The 15,912-nt window shown below is 65.0% G+C and carries 14 protein-coding genes; 3 read left to right on the top strand and 11 right to left on the bottom strand.

Going from position 1 to position 15,912, the window contains the following annotated elements; translation table 11 throughout:
- Nucleotides 1–18: 18 nt before the first annotated feature.
- The 6 genes from VT03_RS34275 to VT03_RS19495 form a co-directional block, all read right to left on the bottom strand.
- Complete coding sequence (locus tag VT03_RS34275; protein WP_197489008.1) at nucleotides 19–192, bottom strand: hypothetical protein; 174 nt, start codon at nucleotides 190–192, stop codon at nucleotides 19–21.
- On the bottom strand, nucleotides 189–539 hold the full coding sequence (locus tag VT03_RS19515; RefSeq protein WP_075094534.1) for a hypothetical protein: 351 nt from the start codon (nucleotides 537–539) through the stop codon (nucleotides 189–191). The genes VT03_RS34275 and VT03_RS19515 overlap by 4 nt, the downstream gene beginning before the upstream one ends.
- Entirely contained in the window at nucleotides 532–1,233 is a 702-nt protein-coding gene (locus tag VT03_RS19510) for a cbb3-type cytochrome c oxidase subunit II (RefSeq protein ID WP_075094533.1), read from the bottom strand. Before VT03_RS19510 ends, VT03_RS19515 begins: the two co-directional genes overlap by 8 nt.
- Before the next feature lie 53 nt (nucleotides 1,234–1,286).
- Nucleotides 1,287–2,750 (bottom strand): cbb3-type cytochrome c oxidase subunit I, encoded by a 1,464-nt coding sequence (locus VT03_RS19505; protein WP_082846357.1) that lies wholly within the window; start codon nucleotides 2,748–2,750, stop codon nucleotides 1,287–1,289.
- A gap of 69 nt (nucleotides 2,751–2,819) precedes the next feature.
- A complete protein-coding gene (locus tag VT03_RS19500) occupies nucleotides 2,820–3,488 on the bottom strand; it encodes a hypothetical protein (protein ID WP_075094532.1) in 669 nt (222 codons plus the stop codon).
- A 74-nt stretch (nucleotides 3,489–3,562) separates the two neighbouring features.
- Nucleotides 3,563–4,618, bottom strand: a complete 1,056-nt coding sequence (locus tag VT03_RS19495; protein WP_156514622.1) for a c-type cytochrome — start codon at nucleotides 4,616–4,618, stop codon at nucleotides 3,563–3,565.
- A gap of 582 nt (nucleotides 4,619–5,200) precedes the next feature.
- Between VT03_RS19495 and VT03_RS19490 the strand changes: the two genes are divergently transcribed.
- Nucleotides 5,201–6,655 carry a sigma-54-dependent transcriptional regulator gene (locus VT03_RS19490; protein ID WP_075094530.1) on the top strand — a complete coding sequence of 485 codons (1,455 nt, stop codon included), beginning with the start codon at nucleotides 5,201–5,203 and terminating at the stop codon, nucleotides 6,653–6,655.
- Between the two features lie 23 nt (nucleotides 6,656–6,678).
- Here VT03_RS19490 and VT03_RS19485 read toward each other — a convergent pair whose 3' ends face one another.
- Nucleotides 6,679–7,176, bottom strand: coding sequence for a hypothetical protein (locus VT03_RS19485; protein ID WP_197489007.1), 498 nt, complete (start codon nucleotides 7,174–7,176; stop codon nucleotides 6,679–6,681).
- 400 nt (nucleotides 7,177–7,576) lie between these two features.
- On the opposite strand from VT03_RS19485, the gene VT03_RS19480 reads away from it, so the two are divergent.
- Complete coding sequence (locus VT03_RS19480) at nucleotides 7,577–8,053, top strand: hypothetical protein (RefSeq protein WP_075094528.1); 477 nt, start codon at nucleotides 7,577–7,579, stop codon at nucleotides 8,051–8,053.
- Nucleotides 8,054–8,288: 235 nt separating this feature from the next.
- A complete protein-coding gene (locus VT03_RS19475) occupies nucleotides 8,289–10,151 on the top strand; it encodes a heavy metal translocating P-type ATPase (RefSeq protein ID WP_231870480.1) in 1,863 nt (620 codons plus the stop codon).
- A 275-nt stretch (nucleotides 10,152–10,426) separates the two neighbouring features.
- Here the strand turns inward: VT03_RS19475 and VT03_RS19470 are convergent, their stop codons facing one another.
- The 4 genes from VT03_RS19470 to VT03_RS19455 are packed head-to-tail and all read right to left on the bottom strand — an operon-like array spanning nucleotide 10,427 to nucleotide 15,876.
- The gene (locus VT03_RS19470; protein WP_075094526.1) at nucleotides 10,427–11,875 is read right to left on the bottom strand and encodes a DUF1501 domain-containing protein; all 1,449 of its coding nucleotides are present in this window, start codon (nucleotides 11,873–11,875) and stop codon (nucleotides 10,427–10,429) included.
- A gap of 34 nt (nucleotides 11,876–11,909) precedes the next feature.
- The gene (locus VT03_RS19465) at nucleotides 11,910–14,393 is read right to left on the bottom strand and encodes a PSD1 and planctomycete cytochrome C domain-containing protein (protein ID WP_075097195.1); all 2,484 of its coding nucleotides are present in this window, start codon (nucleotides 14,391–14,393) and stop codon (nucleotides 11,910–11,912) included.
- A 32-nt stretch (nucleotides 14,394–14,425) separates the two neighbouring features.
- On the bottom strand, nucleotides 14,426–15,331 hold the full coding sequence (locus VT03_RS19460; RefSeq protein ID WP_075094525.1) for a hypothetical protein: 906 nt from the start codon (nucleotides 15,329–15,331) through the stop codon (nucleotides 14,426–14,428).
- A complete protein-coding gene (locus tag VT03_RS19455) occupies nucleotides 15,328–15,876 on the bottom strand; it encodes an RNA polymerase sigma factor (protein WP_075094524.1) in 549 nt (182 codons plus the stop codon). The genes VT03_RS19460 and VT03_RS19455 overlap by 4 nt, the downstream gene beginning before the upstream one ends.
- Nucleotides 15,877–15,912 lie beyond the last annotated feature (36 nt).

Genomic DNA, 15,912 nt, shown 5'->3' with positions numbered 1-15,912 from the left:
CACAACGGGCGTTCCCGACTACGGGGGCGTAACGAGTTCCTTTTGGATCGCCGGAAGAAAGAACGCGATGGCATACGCGACGGCGAAGATCCAGAAGACGACCCACATGAGCCGCACGAACCAGGGGATCGTGTTGCTGAGGTAGGTGAGCTGGCGGCCGTCCTGATCGGGTGTCGAGGTGTCCTGGTTCATCGTCGGCGGGGTTCGGTGGAGGAAACGGGGACCGGCTGGGGCGCGGGGAGCATTCCTGCGCGGAGGGCGGCGTCGAGTTGCCGTTCGTTCTCGAACATGTCGCGGCTGGGCTGGTTGATGTCGCGGAAGGCTCCCTGGGCGGCGGTCCACAGGAGCAGGCACAGGAAGCCCGCGGTGGCGAGGAGGTAGTTGATCACGGGGGTGAGGGCGAAGGCTCCTTCGTCGTCCCCCTGGAGGATCACGAGCAGGTCGAGGAACTTGTTCGAGAACCCGAGGACGGTCGGGATCAGGACCAGGAGCGTGAAGAACCAGAACCAGACGCGGTTGCGGCGGGAGGGGTTACTCATTGGGAGTCTCCGTGGGGGCTTCCGGCTTCTGGATCACGGTCGGCCGGTAGTCCTCGTAGTAGGGGTAGCTCTCGAGCCAGGAGCCGAGCCATTGCAGGTAGGTGAGGGTTGCCAGTCCCCGCTTGTTGGGACGGGATGGATCGCCGTCAAAGAGCCAGCGGTATTCGGGCATGGGGGAGGTCGGGGAGAGCATGGTCGGCTGGAACAGGTGGACTGCCTGCCAGTCGTTTGAGCGGCGGCCTCCTTCGCGGCTGAGGTCGGGGCCGACGCGGCGGGTGCCGAACATCACGGGGCGCTGCAGTTCGTTCTGGTATTCCCAGGACTTCGAGACCGGGCCCCAGCGGCGATCCTCGTTCGAAACCGGCCGGACGAACTGGCTGTGGCAGTGCCAGCATCCTTCGCCGACGTACACCTTGCGGCCGATTTCGAGGGCTTCGGCGCACTTGTCGTCATACCAGACGGCGGCCTCGGAGGGGTTGGCGGGGGGCGTACCGAAGGCGGCCTGGAAGGGTTCGGGGTATCGTTGGGCGAGGTCTTCGAACTGGTATCGGACGTTCGCGTTGACGACCTGCCGGACCGATTTCTCGGGGAGGTGGCGGTACATGAGGGCGGGGACGGCGGCGTTCGAAAGGAACGCGAGGGCGAAGAAGCCGATCCCGGCGACGAGGAAGATTCCGGACTTGCTTTCGAACATCGGTCGCTCCGAGCCAATTTCACTGATGACTAACGACTGACAACTGACCGCCATCAGCTTTCCACGGTGACAGCCGGCACCAGATCAGCGCGGGACAGGTCAATCCGGAAGAGCGAGTCGCGAACGGGCGAGCGCTGCCAGGTGCGGTACAGGTTCAGGACAAACACGATCTGGGCCCAGAACATCACCAACCCGGCGACGAGGCGGACCGACCAGAACGGGATCGAAACCTGAAGCGAGTTCTCCCAGGGCTGTAGCGCCGCCCAGGACCACCCCTGAAACAGCCCCCCCAGGATCAAGTCTCCCGCCATGACGACCAGTCCGCCGGCAGAGCCCCAGTAGTGCCAGTGGCACCAGTCCTCGCGATACCAACCGGTCCGGAGAATCTTCGGGACGAGGTAGGTCATCATCCCCAGCTGCCACAGGCTGAAGACCCCGAACATGACCATGTGAGCGTGTCCCACGACCCAGTCGGTGAAGTGAACCAGGGCCTGGAACGTCATGGTGACCTGGAGCGCGCACTGCAGGCAGGTCAGGAAGTAGAACAGGATCCCGGTGTAGAAGTACCGCAGCGGCAGGTTCCGCAGGCACTCCATGCCGGTCCCCCGCAGCGTCCCGACGAAGTTGATGATGACCGTCAGGACCACGAACTCGAGGGCAATGGTCGAGAGGACTGCCCCGTACTGCAGGAACATGGGGATCGGCGTGTAGAGGAAGTGGTGGATCCCCTGGAGCGGGTAGAAGAAGGCCAGCCCCCAGAACCCGACGAGCGACATCCCGTGGCTCCACATCGGCCGCTGAAGGAGGATCGGGACGAAGTAGTACATCATCCCCCAGCCCAGCGGCGTGACGAACAGGCCGACGAGGTCATGGATGAACAGCCCCCCGACTGCCCCGGCCGCCGAGCCGGTCACGCAGTACTGCGGAACGAAGTTCCCCATCGCGTAGGTCAGGAACGTCCAGACGAGGGCGGAGAGGAAATACCACAGCGTGACGTACATCGGCCCTTTGACCCGAAGGATCGGATCGCCGAAGTTGATCGCCACGAGCAACAGGCCCAACTGGGCGACGGGATCGATCCAGACCGGCGTCTCCCCCCATTCGAGTCCCTGTGCTTCGCCGAACAGGAGGCCGACCGCCGTCGCCAGGACGACGAACTGCCAGGCGGCGAAGATGATGTAGGAGAGAGGCCGGCTGAAGACGGGGTGCCGGGTAAGCCGTGGGACAACCCAGTGCAGCATCCCCAGGAAGCCGTTGGCGAGGAACCCGTAGGCGATGGCGTTGGTGTGGACCATCCGCCACCGTCCCGGCGAAAAGACTTCCCAGTGCGGGAGCGGGTTGTGCCGGATGAGCTGCAGCCCCATCAGGACGCCGGCGGTCATCGAGATCAGCATGTAGCTGAGCGCGGCGATGAAGTACCACAGCACCAGCCGCTCTTCGACGAGGTCGGACGCGCGCGAGGGACCGGCAGCGGATGTGGTGGTGGCGGCGATCGAAATCGAAGCGGTCGCTTCCATGGAAGCCTTCAGTCGAAGTCAGTGAGGACAAAAAAGGCGAGGGGTTGGAAACAGAACGGGGTGGGCGAGTCAGTGCGCTTCCTCCGTCGCCGTTCCCGGCACCTGGTAGGGGTGGAACGTACCCCAGCTGTAGAGCGCCGCGAGTGTCCATCCGAAGACGAGATGCGTCATCAGGGCGACCCAGGGGGGAAGCACGTTCGGGTCGGTGATCCATCGCCCGCCGATGAGGGCTGGCTGAATCCAGGAGAGGAGCAGGTAAAAGTTCACGAACCACATCGCGGCGGCCAGGCCGGTCGCCACGGCGAAGCGAAACCACACCGGCCGCCTTTCGGAAAGCCGGGCCAGGAGCGTGTAAAACGGCGCTCCAAGCAGCATTCCGGTTCCCAGGTACAGGCAGCAGCCGATCGCCAGGATCACGCCATCGCCGATGGCGTAAAGATCCTTCTGCTGCGAGGCGAGGGCCAGGGCGTTCTCGCCGAGCGGGAACGTCAGGTAGACCCGGATCAGCTCGAGCGGGCTCTTGCCGGCGAGCGGCGCCCCGATGACGTTGACGACGAGGCTCGCCAGCGCGCCGAAGATCCCGAGCAGGAACCCGGTCGTGGCGTAGTAGGCGGTGTAGAACGAGTGGGGCGCCCAGGGAGGTGCGGACTCCGTCGGCCCGGACAGGCGCGATTCCAATTCGGCGACGCGGTCCCGCAGCTGGGCGAGTTCTTCTGCAAGCTGGATGCGATCTGTCATGAAGGGGCCAGCGGGGACGGAAGGGAAGCGGGGACGAGGTGCAGGAGAGAGCTGCGGGAGGTCGATCAGGGCGGTCAGCCTCCCGGGCTCTCGGCGGTGGCGCTGGCTGCTTGTGCCGCGGACGGTTCGGCCGGGACGTACGGCCGAATCGGCCCCGGCTCCGGTGTCTGGCCTTCGCGTCGGCGGCTGGAGACGAACTTCACGTAAGCCACGAGGTCCCAGATCGTGTCCGGCTCCCCCTGCAGCGAGAGGCCGAACCCGGGCATCGGAGTGCCGTTGATTCCAGAGTAGATCCGGCGATAGACGTCGATCGGCTCCTGGCCGCCGTGAAGCATCCCGGAAGTCAGATCCGCCGCGCGGGTGGTGAATCCCCACAGGTCTTTGCCGATGTTGTCGGCGGTCTGGCCGCGGCCGTCCTCGCCGTGGCATTTGGAACAGCCCTTCGACAGGAAGGCGGTCTTCCCCCGGGCGACATGCTCCATCGTGAACTTCGGCTGGCGGGTCAGCGGAGCCACCACAGCCTCGTCGGCTTCGCTCCAGCGATTCGTGATCGCCGGGAGCGACTCGTCCTGAACCAGCTCCTTGTCGATCGCCTCCTCGGAGTCCGCCATCGCCAGGAGCTGCTCCTCGAGCTCGCCGCGGTGGGTCAGCGCGAGGACATAGTCGACGACCGCCTCCAGGTCGTCGACCGGCAGCAGGGTGAACGACGGCATCGATGTCCCGCGGACTCCCTGGCGAACGGTCCGCAGCAGGTCGGGTCGGACCGGCTTGGCTCCATACGGAGTCGTGATGAACTTGAACGTCCCGTTCCGGTAGTCGCGCGGCCGGGGGTACAGGTAGATGGCGGCGGGGCCTTGGCCGTCGCCGGATACGCCGTGGCATTGGACGCACTGGTCCTGATAGACCGCCTGGCCGTGGAGCAGCCGCTCCCGCGAGACCTCTTTGGCCCCGATCAGCCGAGGAGTCTCGAACGTCCCTGCCTGCTCGACCATCTCGGTGGTCAACGCACTCCGAAGCTCGACCGGGAGCGCCTGCGTTCTGGCGGAGTAGGAATAGCTCGGGGCGTCATCCCGCTGACAACCCAGGGCTGAACAGAGAACTCCCACGGCCGCGACAACTCTCACGTTCACGTCTTTGTTCCTGGTTCTCAGTGATCGGTCGTCAGTTTTCAATCGGCAGCTGGCGATGATGCCGGCGCCTGAGATGAGTGCGTGTCGAATGGAAGACGCTCTGCCGCAGAACGGCCTTCTCCGGGGCCAAAGCAACCGAAGTGCCGCGCGGACTCGCGTCCCTTCGACTTCCAGGAATGCATCGCCGTCATCTGTGATTCCGACCGCGGCCCCCTCGAAATCCTCGCGGCTGCCTCCAAAAGAGATCTGCTCTCTCAAGCCGTAGAATCGGGGATCGATCTTGCTTCAAGCGGGCGCCCTGTTCCGTCTCGCAATGTGCACGGTGTGCACGCCACGCACACTCGTCGGCCGTCGGCCATTAGAGCTTAAGGCTCCCCACACCAGGCGACCGTAGTCTGACAGACACGTCCCCCTGCCCGGCTCGCAAAGAGCCGCGCGCCTTCGTCATCGGAATCCAGGCGTTCTCGATTCAACTGGGAGGTGGCACTTGAGATGCATGAGCGGTCGCGGGTCCGTTGGATTCGTATCCGCCGACCGTTCAGAATGAACCGCTTGGCTCGTCTTGTTTCGGGTGAGTAAGGGATGTCCGACTCCGCAGCGCCGATGAACCTGCTTCTCGTCGAAGATGAGGACGAGTTCCGCCAGCTCGCCGCTCAATGGCTTTCGAAACGCGGGCACACCGTCCGCGAAGCCCGGAACGGCCAGGAGGCGCTCAAGGAGCTGGAACGCCGGCATTTCGATGTCGTCGTCTGCGACATGAACATGCCCGGGATCTCGGGACTGGAAGTCCTGGAGCGAATGAAGAGTTCCGGCTCTGAGGCGGAGGTCATCATCCTCACAGGGCAGGCGACGGTCGAGAACGCCGTCGAGGCGATGAAGCTGGGAGCGCTCGACTACCTCACGAAGCCGTTCCCCCTTGCGGAGCTGGAGCGGCGGTGCCGGCTGGCGGACGAACGGAGCCGGTTGCAGCGGGAGAACCGCAATCTCCGGACCCTCATCCAGCGGGAGCAGCGTCCGTTGAAGATCGTGGGGGAATCGCCCGTGATGCAGACGGTCTTCCGGCTGATCGAGCGGGTCGGTCGTTCCAACAAGGCGGTCCTGATTCAGGGAGAAAGCGGAACGGGCAAGGAGCTTGTCGCGCGGGGGCTCCAGGCCGCCAGCCCCCGGGCCGACAAGCCGTTCGTGACCATCAACTGCGCGGCCCTCCCGGAGACGCTGGTCGAGAGCGAGCTGTTCGGCCACGAGAAAGGGGCCTTCACCGGCGCCCTGTCGGCCAAGACAGGACTCTTCGAAGTCGCGGACGGGGGGACGCTCTTCATCGACGAGATCGGAGAGCTCCCGCCCGCCCTGCAGCCGAAGCTCCTCCGCGTGCTGGAAGACGGTTCGCTCCGGCGGCTCGGATCCCACCAGGAACGGAAGGTCGACGTGCGGATCCTGGCCGCGACCAACCGCAACATGGAGCAGGAAGTGCAGGCCGGACGCTTCCGCGAGGACCTGTACTACCGGATTAACGTCTTCTCGCTGGTCCTACCGCCGCTGCGGGAACGGAAGGGGGACATCCCGCTCTTGGTCCGGTCGATCCTGGGGGAGGGCTGGGACATCGACCCGGACGCGATGGCCGCGGTCGAGAGTTATCGCTGGCCGGGGAACATCCGGCAACTGATCAACGCCCTGGAGCGAGCCAAGATCCTGGCCGACACCAATGTCGTCGAAGTGGATGACCTGCCGGGGGAAGTCGTGTCCCGAACGGCCGCCTCCGTAGCCAAGAGCGACAGCGGGAAGGGCGGAAGCGGGTCAAACGGGGCGGGCGTCGACGCGCCCCTCCTCTCTATGGACGGGCGCGGGATCGCATTGGGAACGGTCTCCGCGAAGGTCCCGGCGGAGGACACGCTGGAGGCCAAGGAACGGGAGCACATCCTGGAGATCCTCCGGCGAGAGCGGGGGAACAAAGCCAAGGCGGCCCGGATCCTGGGGATCCATCGCCGCAAGCTCTACCGACTGCTCGATCGGCTGCAGATCGACTCCGGCGAGTTCTGACAGGCCGCCTCCGTTCCCGAGAGTCACGGCTCCCGCGCCGGCGGCACTGTTGTGGCCGAGCCGGTCGACTTGGGCGGCGCTTCCAGGCGGGGAATCCGTGTCGCCACGTGCAGGACATCCCGGCAATGGGAGTGGCACCCGATGCACGCCGTCAGGAGGTGCATGTAGGCGTAGGACGCCCCGTCCAAGTTCCGCTCCTGCCCCAGACGCGAGATCTTCACCGCCTGCCGCTGCAGTTCGTTGCGGTAGTGCGCGTAGACTTGGTCCTCGGCGGCGGCCCAGGCTTCGCTGTGGCCGATCCGGTCGAGTTCGTCTCCTCCTCGTTCGATCAGGGCGAAGTCATTGGCCAGGAGACCTTCCACGATCTTCTGCGTGCTCGCCAGCTTGGCCCGCATGATGGCGGCGTTGGCGGTCTGGCTGGCCACCGGCTTCTCCGCGGCCCCGTTTCGTTCCGCTCCCCGGAGGGAGAGGGCCCCCGCCAGCAGCAGGGCCGTTCCGATTCCCATCGATATCGATCGCATGACGCCAGCCTCCTTGAGCTCTGGTCTCATTGATCGGCTGGACGCGGTGGGATCGTTGACTCCGGAAAGAGAGTTCCACCGGAGACGCGGGTTTGCCCCTGGCACTGGGCACGGGTGTCACACAAGTGTGCGTCCGGGAGTGGGTAGGCTTGAAACGCACAGTTTCGCCACCACTGCGAATTCCCAGGGAGACGCGATGTCCGGTGCGACCGCGGCGAACGCGGAAGGAGAGGCCGCATGCTCCGGATTGCTGCTCCGAACTCTGCCTCTCTGAAATCCCGAGGCGCGCAGCCGGGCGGTATATCGGTTGCTTCGCTCCCTGCCGGTCGGGGCGATCGCGATCCCGCCCCATCCCAGTTCCCCTCCCGACTCCCATTCCCCGACTGGTTCAGGAAGCATCATGTCCCTTCTTCATCCCTCCCTCCGTTGGGCTCTCCCCCTTGTCGCTGCCGGTGCGGGTGCGGCGGGGGCGCTCCTTTGGCACGCCTCGATGATGACCTGTTACGCGGATCCTCCCGCGGCCAAGCGTCAGGACAAGAGTCCGCTGCAGCAGTTCATGGCTCGCAAGATGGAAGCGTCCAGCCAGATCCTCGAAGGGATCGTGATGGAGAATTCAGACCTCATCAAACAGGGGGGGAATTCGCTCCTGGAGATGAGCAAGGCGGAGAAGTTCCAGGTTCTGACGGACCAGGAGTACCGGCTTCACAACCGTCAGTTCCGGGAGGCGGTCCAGCGGCTGATTGCGGCGGCGGACAAGGAGGGGTATGACAAGGCGGCTCTCGCCTGGTTCGATGTGACGATCTCCTGTGTGGACTGTCACGATCACGTCCGCAAGGCTCCGCCAGCGAAGGCCCCGGAGAAGTCGTCTGACAAGTGATCCTGAATCGGGGCGAGCGCAACCCGACATCGTGGCCGAACCGGGTCCAGGGGCTACCCTCGTTGGGGATGCAAGGAGGTCACACCCATGACCCCGGTGGTCGTGGAAAATTGGGTTCGAGCTGGCGGAGTCGCGCCGGCAAGGACGCGGTTTGAGCAAACGGAAAGCCTGCTCCATGCCTCTCAATCCACCGCCGGATGGGTCTACATCCCCCGAGCCCTGGATCGGACGACTGATGCCCGCCATCGCCGCCCTGGCTCTCGCCTGCCTCGCCGTTCACCTGGCGGCGCGATGGCTAGTGGCGGCGGATCCAGGCCACCTCGTCCCGGCGCGGGACGCCCCGCTGATCGCCGGCCTGATCGCTGGCGGACTCCCCCTCGTCCTCCTGCTCGCGCGACAGGCCCTGCGCGGCGAGTTCGGCTCCGACCTCCTGGCGGGACTCTCGATCACCACCGCCGCAATCCAGGGGGAATACCTTGCCGGCCTGATCGTCGTCCTGATGCTCTCCGGAGGCGAGACCCTCGAATCGTTCGCCATGCGGCAGGCCTCCTCGGTCCTGCGGGCCCTGGCCAAGCGGGTTCCGCGGACCGCCCATCGGAAAACAACCGACGGCCAGTCCGACATCCCACTGGAAGAGATCCAGACCGGCGACGAGCTCGTCGTTCTGCCGCACGAAGTCTGCCCGGTCGACGGAACGGTCCTCGACGGGCGGGGGAGCATGGACGAGTCCTATCTCACGGGCGAGCCCTACCAGATGCCGAAAGCGCCGGGCGCCCTCGTGCTCTCCGGCGCGCTCAACGGAACGGCGGCCCTCCGGATCCGGGCCGACCGACTCCCTGTTGACTCCCGCTACGCAAAGATCATGTCGGTCATGCGCGACGCCGAGCAGCGGCGGCCCAGTCTCCGGCGACTCGCTGACCAGCTCGGCGCCTGGTACACGCCCCTCGCGGTGGCGATCGCCCTCGCGGCCTGGATCGCCAGCGGGGATGCGACGCGGTTTCTCGCGGTGCTCGTCGTGGCGACCCCCTGCCCCCTGCTGATCGCCATTCCCGTCGCGATTCTCGGTGGAATCTCGCTCGCGGCCCGCCGCGGCATCATCATCCGGGACCCCTCGGTCCTGGAGCGGATCGACCAGTGCCGGGTTGCCATCTTCGACAAGACCGGAACGCTCACCTACGGCCGCCCGCGGCTGACGGAATGCGTCCTCGCGCCGGGAAGCGCTCTCGCGGAGGGGCCGGTCCTGCGACTCGCCGCGGCGCTGGAACAGTATTCGAAGCATCCTCTGGCCGACGCGGTCCTCCGCGGAGCCCGGGAGCGGGGACTGACTATCCCGGAGGCGACCGAGGTACGGGAACCCCCGGGCCACGGCCTGACCGGCCGGGTGGAGGGTTATGACGTCGAGGTCACGGGCCGGACGAAACTCCTGGCCCGCCGCGGCGTCTCCCCCGAAACGCTTCCGGCCCAAGCGGCGGGGCTGGAGTGCGTGCTGGTGATCGACGGCGTCTTCGCGGCGGTTCTGCGGTTTCGAGACGAGCCCCGCCGCGACAGCAAACCGTTCCTGGACCATCTTCCGCGGCACCACTTTGAACGGGTGCTGCTCGTCTCCGGCGACCGCGAGATCGAGGCCCGGCATCTGGCCTCCGTGGTCGGCATCCGCGAGGTCTACGCGGACCAGACTCCGGAGCAGAAGCTCGAGCTCGTCCGGAAGGAGACCGCGCGGGCCCAGACGCTCTACATGGGAGACGGCATCAACGACGCCCCGGCCCTCACGGCCGCGACGGTCGGGATCGCCTTCGGCCAAGGCGACGTTACGGCTGAGGCGGCGGGAGCGGTTCTTCTGGAAAGCTCCCTGCAACGAGTCGACGAGCTGCTCCACATCGGCCATCGGATGCGGACGATTGCGATGCAGAGCGCGCTGGGGGGAATGGGCCTCAGCCTGGTCGGCATGCTCCTCGCGGCGAGCGGCCATCTGGCCCCGGTCGCTGGTGCAATCAGCCAGGAAGTCATCGATGTCCTGGCTGTTCTGAATGCGCTTCGCGTGGCGCACCGGCCGCGAAATCTCGACGATCTCCATCGCGACCAAGAAATCAGTGCGTAGACGAGCGGTTTTTAGAGCGTGAGCAAGGCCGTTGAGAAGGCACCAGAACTGACCCTCTGACCTCTCTGACAATTCCTTGGACCGATGTCGAAGACACTCCATATCGCAGGGCAATTACCCGCACGAACGGGGGCTCCGCTTCGAACCAGTCTTCGAGCAGGAGCGCGGCTTTGTGGTCCGGCAGGAGCACCGTCGCATGACGATCACCGGCTTACCACTCTCTGCGACAATGAGGTCGCGATGCCGAAAATACTCGTTGTCCGTGGTCCGTGGAGTCAGCCCTTCACCAACTCGTGGATCACGTGTCCGTGCACGTCCGTGAGCCGAAAATCCCGGCCGCCGTAGTTGAACGTGAGCCGCGTGTGGTCGAACCCCAACAGGTGCAGCAGTGTGGCGTGCCAATCGTGGAGGTGGACCGGGTTTTCGACCGCCTCGTAGCCGATTTCGTCGGTTTCCCCGTACGCGAGCCCCCCTTTCACGCCGCCGCCTGCCATCCAAATAGAGTAGCCCTTGTTATTATGGTCGCGTCCGGCTCCCCCCTGCACGTACGGAGTTCTTCCGAACTCGCCTGCCCAGACGATCAGGGTGTCGCTTAAGAGGCCCCGCTGCTTCAGGTCGCTGAGGAGGGCGGCGATGGGCTGATCGGTCGCCAGGCAGCTCTTCGAAAGTTCGTCCTTGAGCAGGAAGTGGTGATCCCAGGCGACTGGCGACGTCAGCTCAATGAACCTTACACCCGATTCGACCATCCGCCTCGCCAACAGGCACTGGCGGCCGAAACGGTCGGTCGATTTGCCGGCTCCGAGTCCATACGCCTCCTGAGTCGCCTCCGTCTCCTTCCGCAGGTCGAGCACCTCCGGCAGTTCACCCTGCATCCGGAAAGCGAGCTCGAACGACTCGATCGCTCCCTCGATCTCAGGATGGTACTGGTCGCGAGCGAGCTTCATGGCATTCAGATCGCGAACCATATCGAGCTGACTGCGTTGCTCGGCCAGTGAGAGGGCCGAATTCTCGATGTTCTTCAGCGGCGGCCCCGGCTCCTGGTCGATCTTCAGAAGGGCTGCGTAGAACCCGGGAATCTGGTTCGTGCCGATCCGGGTCGCCTGGCAGATGGATGGCAGGAGCGCGCTGCCGTAGTTGCGGGCTCCCCCGTTGTCGCTCGGCGGGTTGAGCGTGACGAACCCCGGGAGATTGGCGTTCTCCGTCCCAAGCCCGTAGAGCGTCCAGGCTCCAAGTGACGGGCGGACGAACTGGAAGCTTCCCGTGTGCATCTGCAGGAACGCCTGCGAGTGATTCGGGAGATCTGTCTGCATGCTGCGGACCACGCACAGCTCGTCGGCGTGCTGCGACAGGTGCGGAAAGAGCTCGGAGATCCAAAGCCCCGATTCCGCGTGCCGGGCAAACGAAAACGGGGAACCGAGAAGCCGCGGACCGTTCTTCTGGTCGACCTTCATCGGCTGGCCGGAGCGTTGGTTCAGCTCGGGCTTGTAGTCGAAGAGGTCGACATGCGACGGGCCGCCGTTCATGCAGAGGAAGATGACCTGCTTCGCGCGGGCCGGAAAGTGAGTCGTCCGCCGCGCCAACTGGGAGCCGGCGGCCGAGGGCGAGCGAAGGGCTTCGGCCTGCGCGAGGCCCGCGAAGGCGAGATAGCCGAAACCCGAGGCCAGGGACTTCAGCGTCGCGCGCCGCGACAGGAGTGCGGGCGTGTGATCGAGGTTGTGAGTCATTCCTCGTCCTCTTGTGCGGAGAAGCGTTCCAAAGTCAGTCGACGTAGCGAAATTCGGCCGTGGAGAGCAGTGCCTGGCAGAACATGACCAGGGACTTTGGCGGTGTCTTCTGTTCCTCAGGACCGGAATGCTGCGAATCCAGAAAGGCCATCACGCGGGTCGATTCTTCTGGCAGCGGGTCGCGGGCGAAGCAGATCTGAAACGCCATCCGGACTTGTTCATCCGGACGAGTCGACTCCCGGGTCAGACGCCGGGCCATCGCGGTCGATCGCTCGCTCACGAAGGGACTGTTCATCAGGTACAGGGCCTGGGTCGGCACGTTGGTCTTCTCGCGTTCCCCGGTCACCAGGCTCGGCTCGGCGAAATCGAAAAGCTCAAGGACATCCGGCAGGCGATCCCGGATGACAGGGAGGTACACGCTCCGCTGAACGGAACCGTCGAGATCCCGCGGCAACCGCCGGTCGAGCCCGATCAGTGAGATCGGACGATCTCCGATGACTCGTCCTACCAGCGACCCCTGAGGGCGCGAGAGGTCGAGTTCTCCCGAAGCGCACAGCATTGCGTCGCGAATCGCCTCGGCGGGCAGCCGTCGTTTCGGAATCCTCCAGACAAGTCGGTTCTCCGGGTCGTGCTCAAAGCAGTCGCTGCGAAAGTCGGAGGCCTGCCGGTACGTCCGCGACAGGACCACACTCCGCACGAGCTTCTTCAGTGACCATCCTTCCGAGACGAACTGCACCGCCAGGTGATCCAGCAGCTCAGGGTGCGTCGGCGGTTCACCCGTCGAGCCAAAGTTGTCGACGGACCTGACGAGCCCCGCTCCCAGCAGGTTCCGGACGACCCGATTGACGAAGACACGGGCCGTGAGCGGATTCTCGGGATGAATGAGCCATCGAGCGAACTCGAGACGTCCGCTGTGGTCCGGGGAGATGGCTTCGCACCCGTCAATTCGGAGCGCGGCGGGAATACTACGAGGGACCAGCTCGCGCGGCCGCGCCACGTCCCCGCGGTCATAGACGGGGGAATCCTTGATCTCCTTGCGATCGAGAACCCCCATCGCCAGAGGCAATGCCGTCCCGTCGTCGGAAACCCGCTCCAGTTCCCCTTCGATGCCGCCGCGAGACCAGAAGATCCGGAGCGCGTCCTGAAGAGTGAAGATCCCGCTGGCATCCCTTCCTTCGGCGACCGCTTTCAACACGGCGGCCTGTTTCTCCTGCTCTTCCTTGTTGAGGGCGGCGAGCTTCGTCTTCAGCTCATCGACTTTTGCTTTGGGGATCGAGGCATGCAGGACCGTCTGTCCTTCGATGTCCGGCAGCCGGAGCGGATCGCCGCTGTTCCGGTTGGAGGGGGAAACCGCCGTGCCGAAGTACGTCTTCGTGCTGCCGAAGATCCCCGCGAGGCCGTAGTAGTCCTCCATCGAGTAAGGGTCGAACTTGTGATCGTGACAACGGGCGCAGGCGATGGAGTTCGCCAGGATGGCCCGGGTAACTGTGTCGATCTGTTCATCGACCAGGTCCGCCTGAAACTGGGCCTCGTTCCCTTCGTCGAGATTCTTTGGCCCCAGCGCGAGAAAGCCGGTCGCAATCAGAAGCCGGGCCCGTTCCGCATTGGTCCCGGTCGGCAGCAGGTCCCCGGAGACCTGTTCCTCCAGGAACCGATTGTAGGGAACGTCGGCCGTGACGCTGTCGATCACGTAGTCACGGTATCGCCAGGCGTATGGGAAGGAAATATTGGCCTCTTTCCCGCTCGACTCGGCAAAGCGGGCGACATCGAGCCAGTGCCGCCCCCAGTGTTCGCCGAACTGCCGCGTGGCCAGGAGGGCGTCGACCTCCACCACCAAGGCGACATCCATTCCGTCCGCCGCCGCGCGCCCCGTGAACCGATCGAGGTCAGCCGTCGAGGGGGGAAGACCGGTCAGGTCGAAATAGATTCTGCGGAGGAGCACGGCCGGGGAGGCATCCGGCGACGGGGCAATTCGCTCGGCCTCGAGTTTGGCGAGGATGAAGCGATCAATGGGAGTGAGCGGCCAATGCTTTCGGACCACTTCCGGAGCCGGATGATCGACCATCCCTCGTTTCGCCCAGAATTCCGGACGCGGCTTTGCCATGACCGGAGGATCGACGTCCCGCGGGTCAGTCGCGCCGCGGTCGATCCAGGATTTGAAGTCGGCGAGGACCGAGTCCTTGAGCCGATCTTCCCGCGGCGGCATCCGGAGATCGGGATCGGAGTGAGCGACCGCGACGAGCAGCCAACTCGCCTTCGTGTCGCCGGCGACGACGGCCGGCCCCCTTGAGCCCCCCTTCCGAAGGGCGGCCCGGGAGTCGACCCGCAGTTCCCCCTCCGCCTTCCCCGAGGCGGCGGAGTGACAGCGGTAGCAATGCTCGACAAGGACGGGGCGGATCTTCGCCTCGAAGAACGCCACGTCGGCAGCGCCGGCCAACTCGCCCCCCTTCTCGTTCGCCGACAGAAAGGAGGGCGATCCGAGGGCGATCGCGCACATCAGAATCAGCCGCAGTTTCATCTTTCTATTCCCGCTGATCTTGTTCGGCACGTTCACTTCGGCTTCTGAAATGACTGCTCTTCGATCGTCGCGTCCGGATCGAGGTGCGACTCCAGCCGGTAGCTCTCGTCCCCTGGGGGAGACTGTTCCATCAGGGAATAGGTGACGGTCCCATTGGGACGGTCATCTTTCTGCAGCCACAGCACCATCCTGACCAGCACATCGGTCTCCTGATCGACCTCCAGGCAAGCCGCCGACAGGAAGCTGTGAGTCCGCCCCGGCATCAGCCGCGCCCAGACGAGGCGCCGCTCATTCCCGGTATGGGCCAGGGGGGCTTCCGTTCGGAAATCGAAATCGGCCAGGACTCGGTCGAGCAGAACGGGGACCGTGACGGAGCTGATCTGGCACAGCGTCTCGAGGTCCTTCGGAAAGGCGGGGTCATCGGGGGGGAAGCGGACCCCCTTCTTTCGCGACGGGGCCAGCCAAAGCGCGCCGTCAACATCCCGCCCGATCTTCAACCGCGTCTCTCCGATCCGGCAGTCAGACCAGAAGCGGTCTCCCCTCGTCCACAACAGGCTCTCGGATCCGAGGATCTTCGAGTTCTGCCCCGACAGCGCCGACGGTTCCGGGACGTGCAGTACGCGGTAGCAGCGGTCGCCCCCTCGCTGATGAACCTCCTGGACGTTCCGCAGCAAGGTCGCCGCACTGGCGGAGGAGGGATGGTAGGACCGCCCGACTAGAAAGGCCCCCACGATCAAGGTCACGATCGACGGCCACCACGCCATCCACAGGAACCGTCTTCGAGTCGCGGAGACCTCGGTAGGACGAAACCTCACGGGATCGAGGCCCTGATCGTCCGAGATCCGGCTGAGCAGACGTTCGGCATTGACCAACGATTCCTGGTTGTCGAGATATGATCGCACCAGCTGGTCGATCGGGTCGCGTTCCGGATCCGTCATGACTTCTCCTCTCGAAACTCTCGCAGTCTCTCTGCCAGCATCTGCCTCGCCCGGTGCAGCAACACGCGAGTGTTGCCAGGACTGAGGCCAACCATCTCGGCCACATCCACGAGGGGATGTCCTAGGCTCGACAGTTCGACAACCGCTCGCTGGTTGACCGGCAGTTCAGCAAGGGCCCTTCCGATGGCTTGCTGGAGCTCCTGCTCCAGCACCGGCAAATCAGGGCCTGTGCCAGCTACTGGCGTGGAAACCTCCGGCATGCCAGCCCCGCCCTCGATGCTGACCGCGGGGCGCCGCCGCTTGAGGTGGTTGAAGCAGGCATTCGTGATCGACTTGAATAGGATCTTCGCCCCATCACGAGGGAGGTCGTACCGGTCCGCCCTCGTGAGCAGGCGCCGGTAACACTCCTGGACAATGTCTTCCGCATCGTGCTGCCGGCGGACCAGGGTCAGGGCGTACGCCAGCGCACGGCGAACGGTCGAGGCAACCCATCGCTCGCGTTCGCCGCACTTCTGAATGGATTCGTCTCCAGAATTCAGGGACAACCTCCTGGTACCAAAAGAACCCGGTCAGCACGGAAG

Source organism: Planctomyces sp. SH-PL14 (genome assembly GCF_001610835.1).
GTDB lineage: Bacteria > Planctomycetota > Planctomycetia > Planctomycetales > Planctomycetaceae > Planctomyces_A.
The sequence above is the reverse complement of the archived record's forward strand: the minus strand, read 5'-3'. Positions and strand labels throughout refer to the sequence as shown.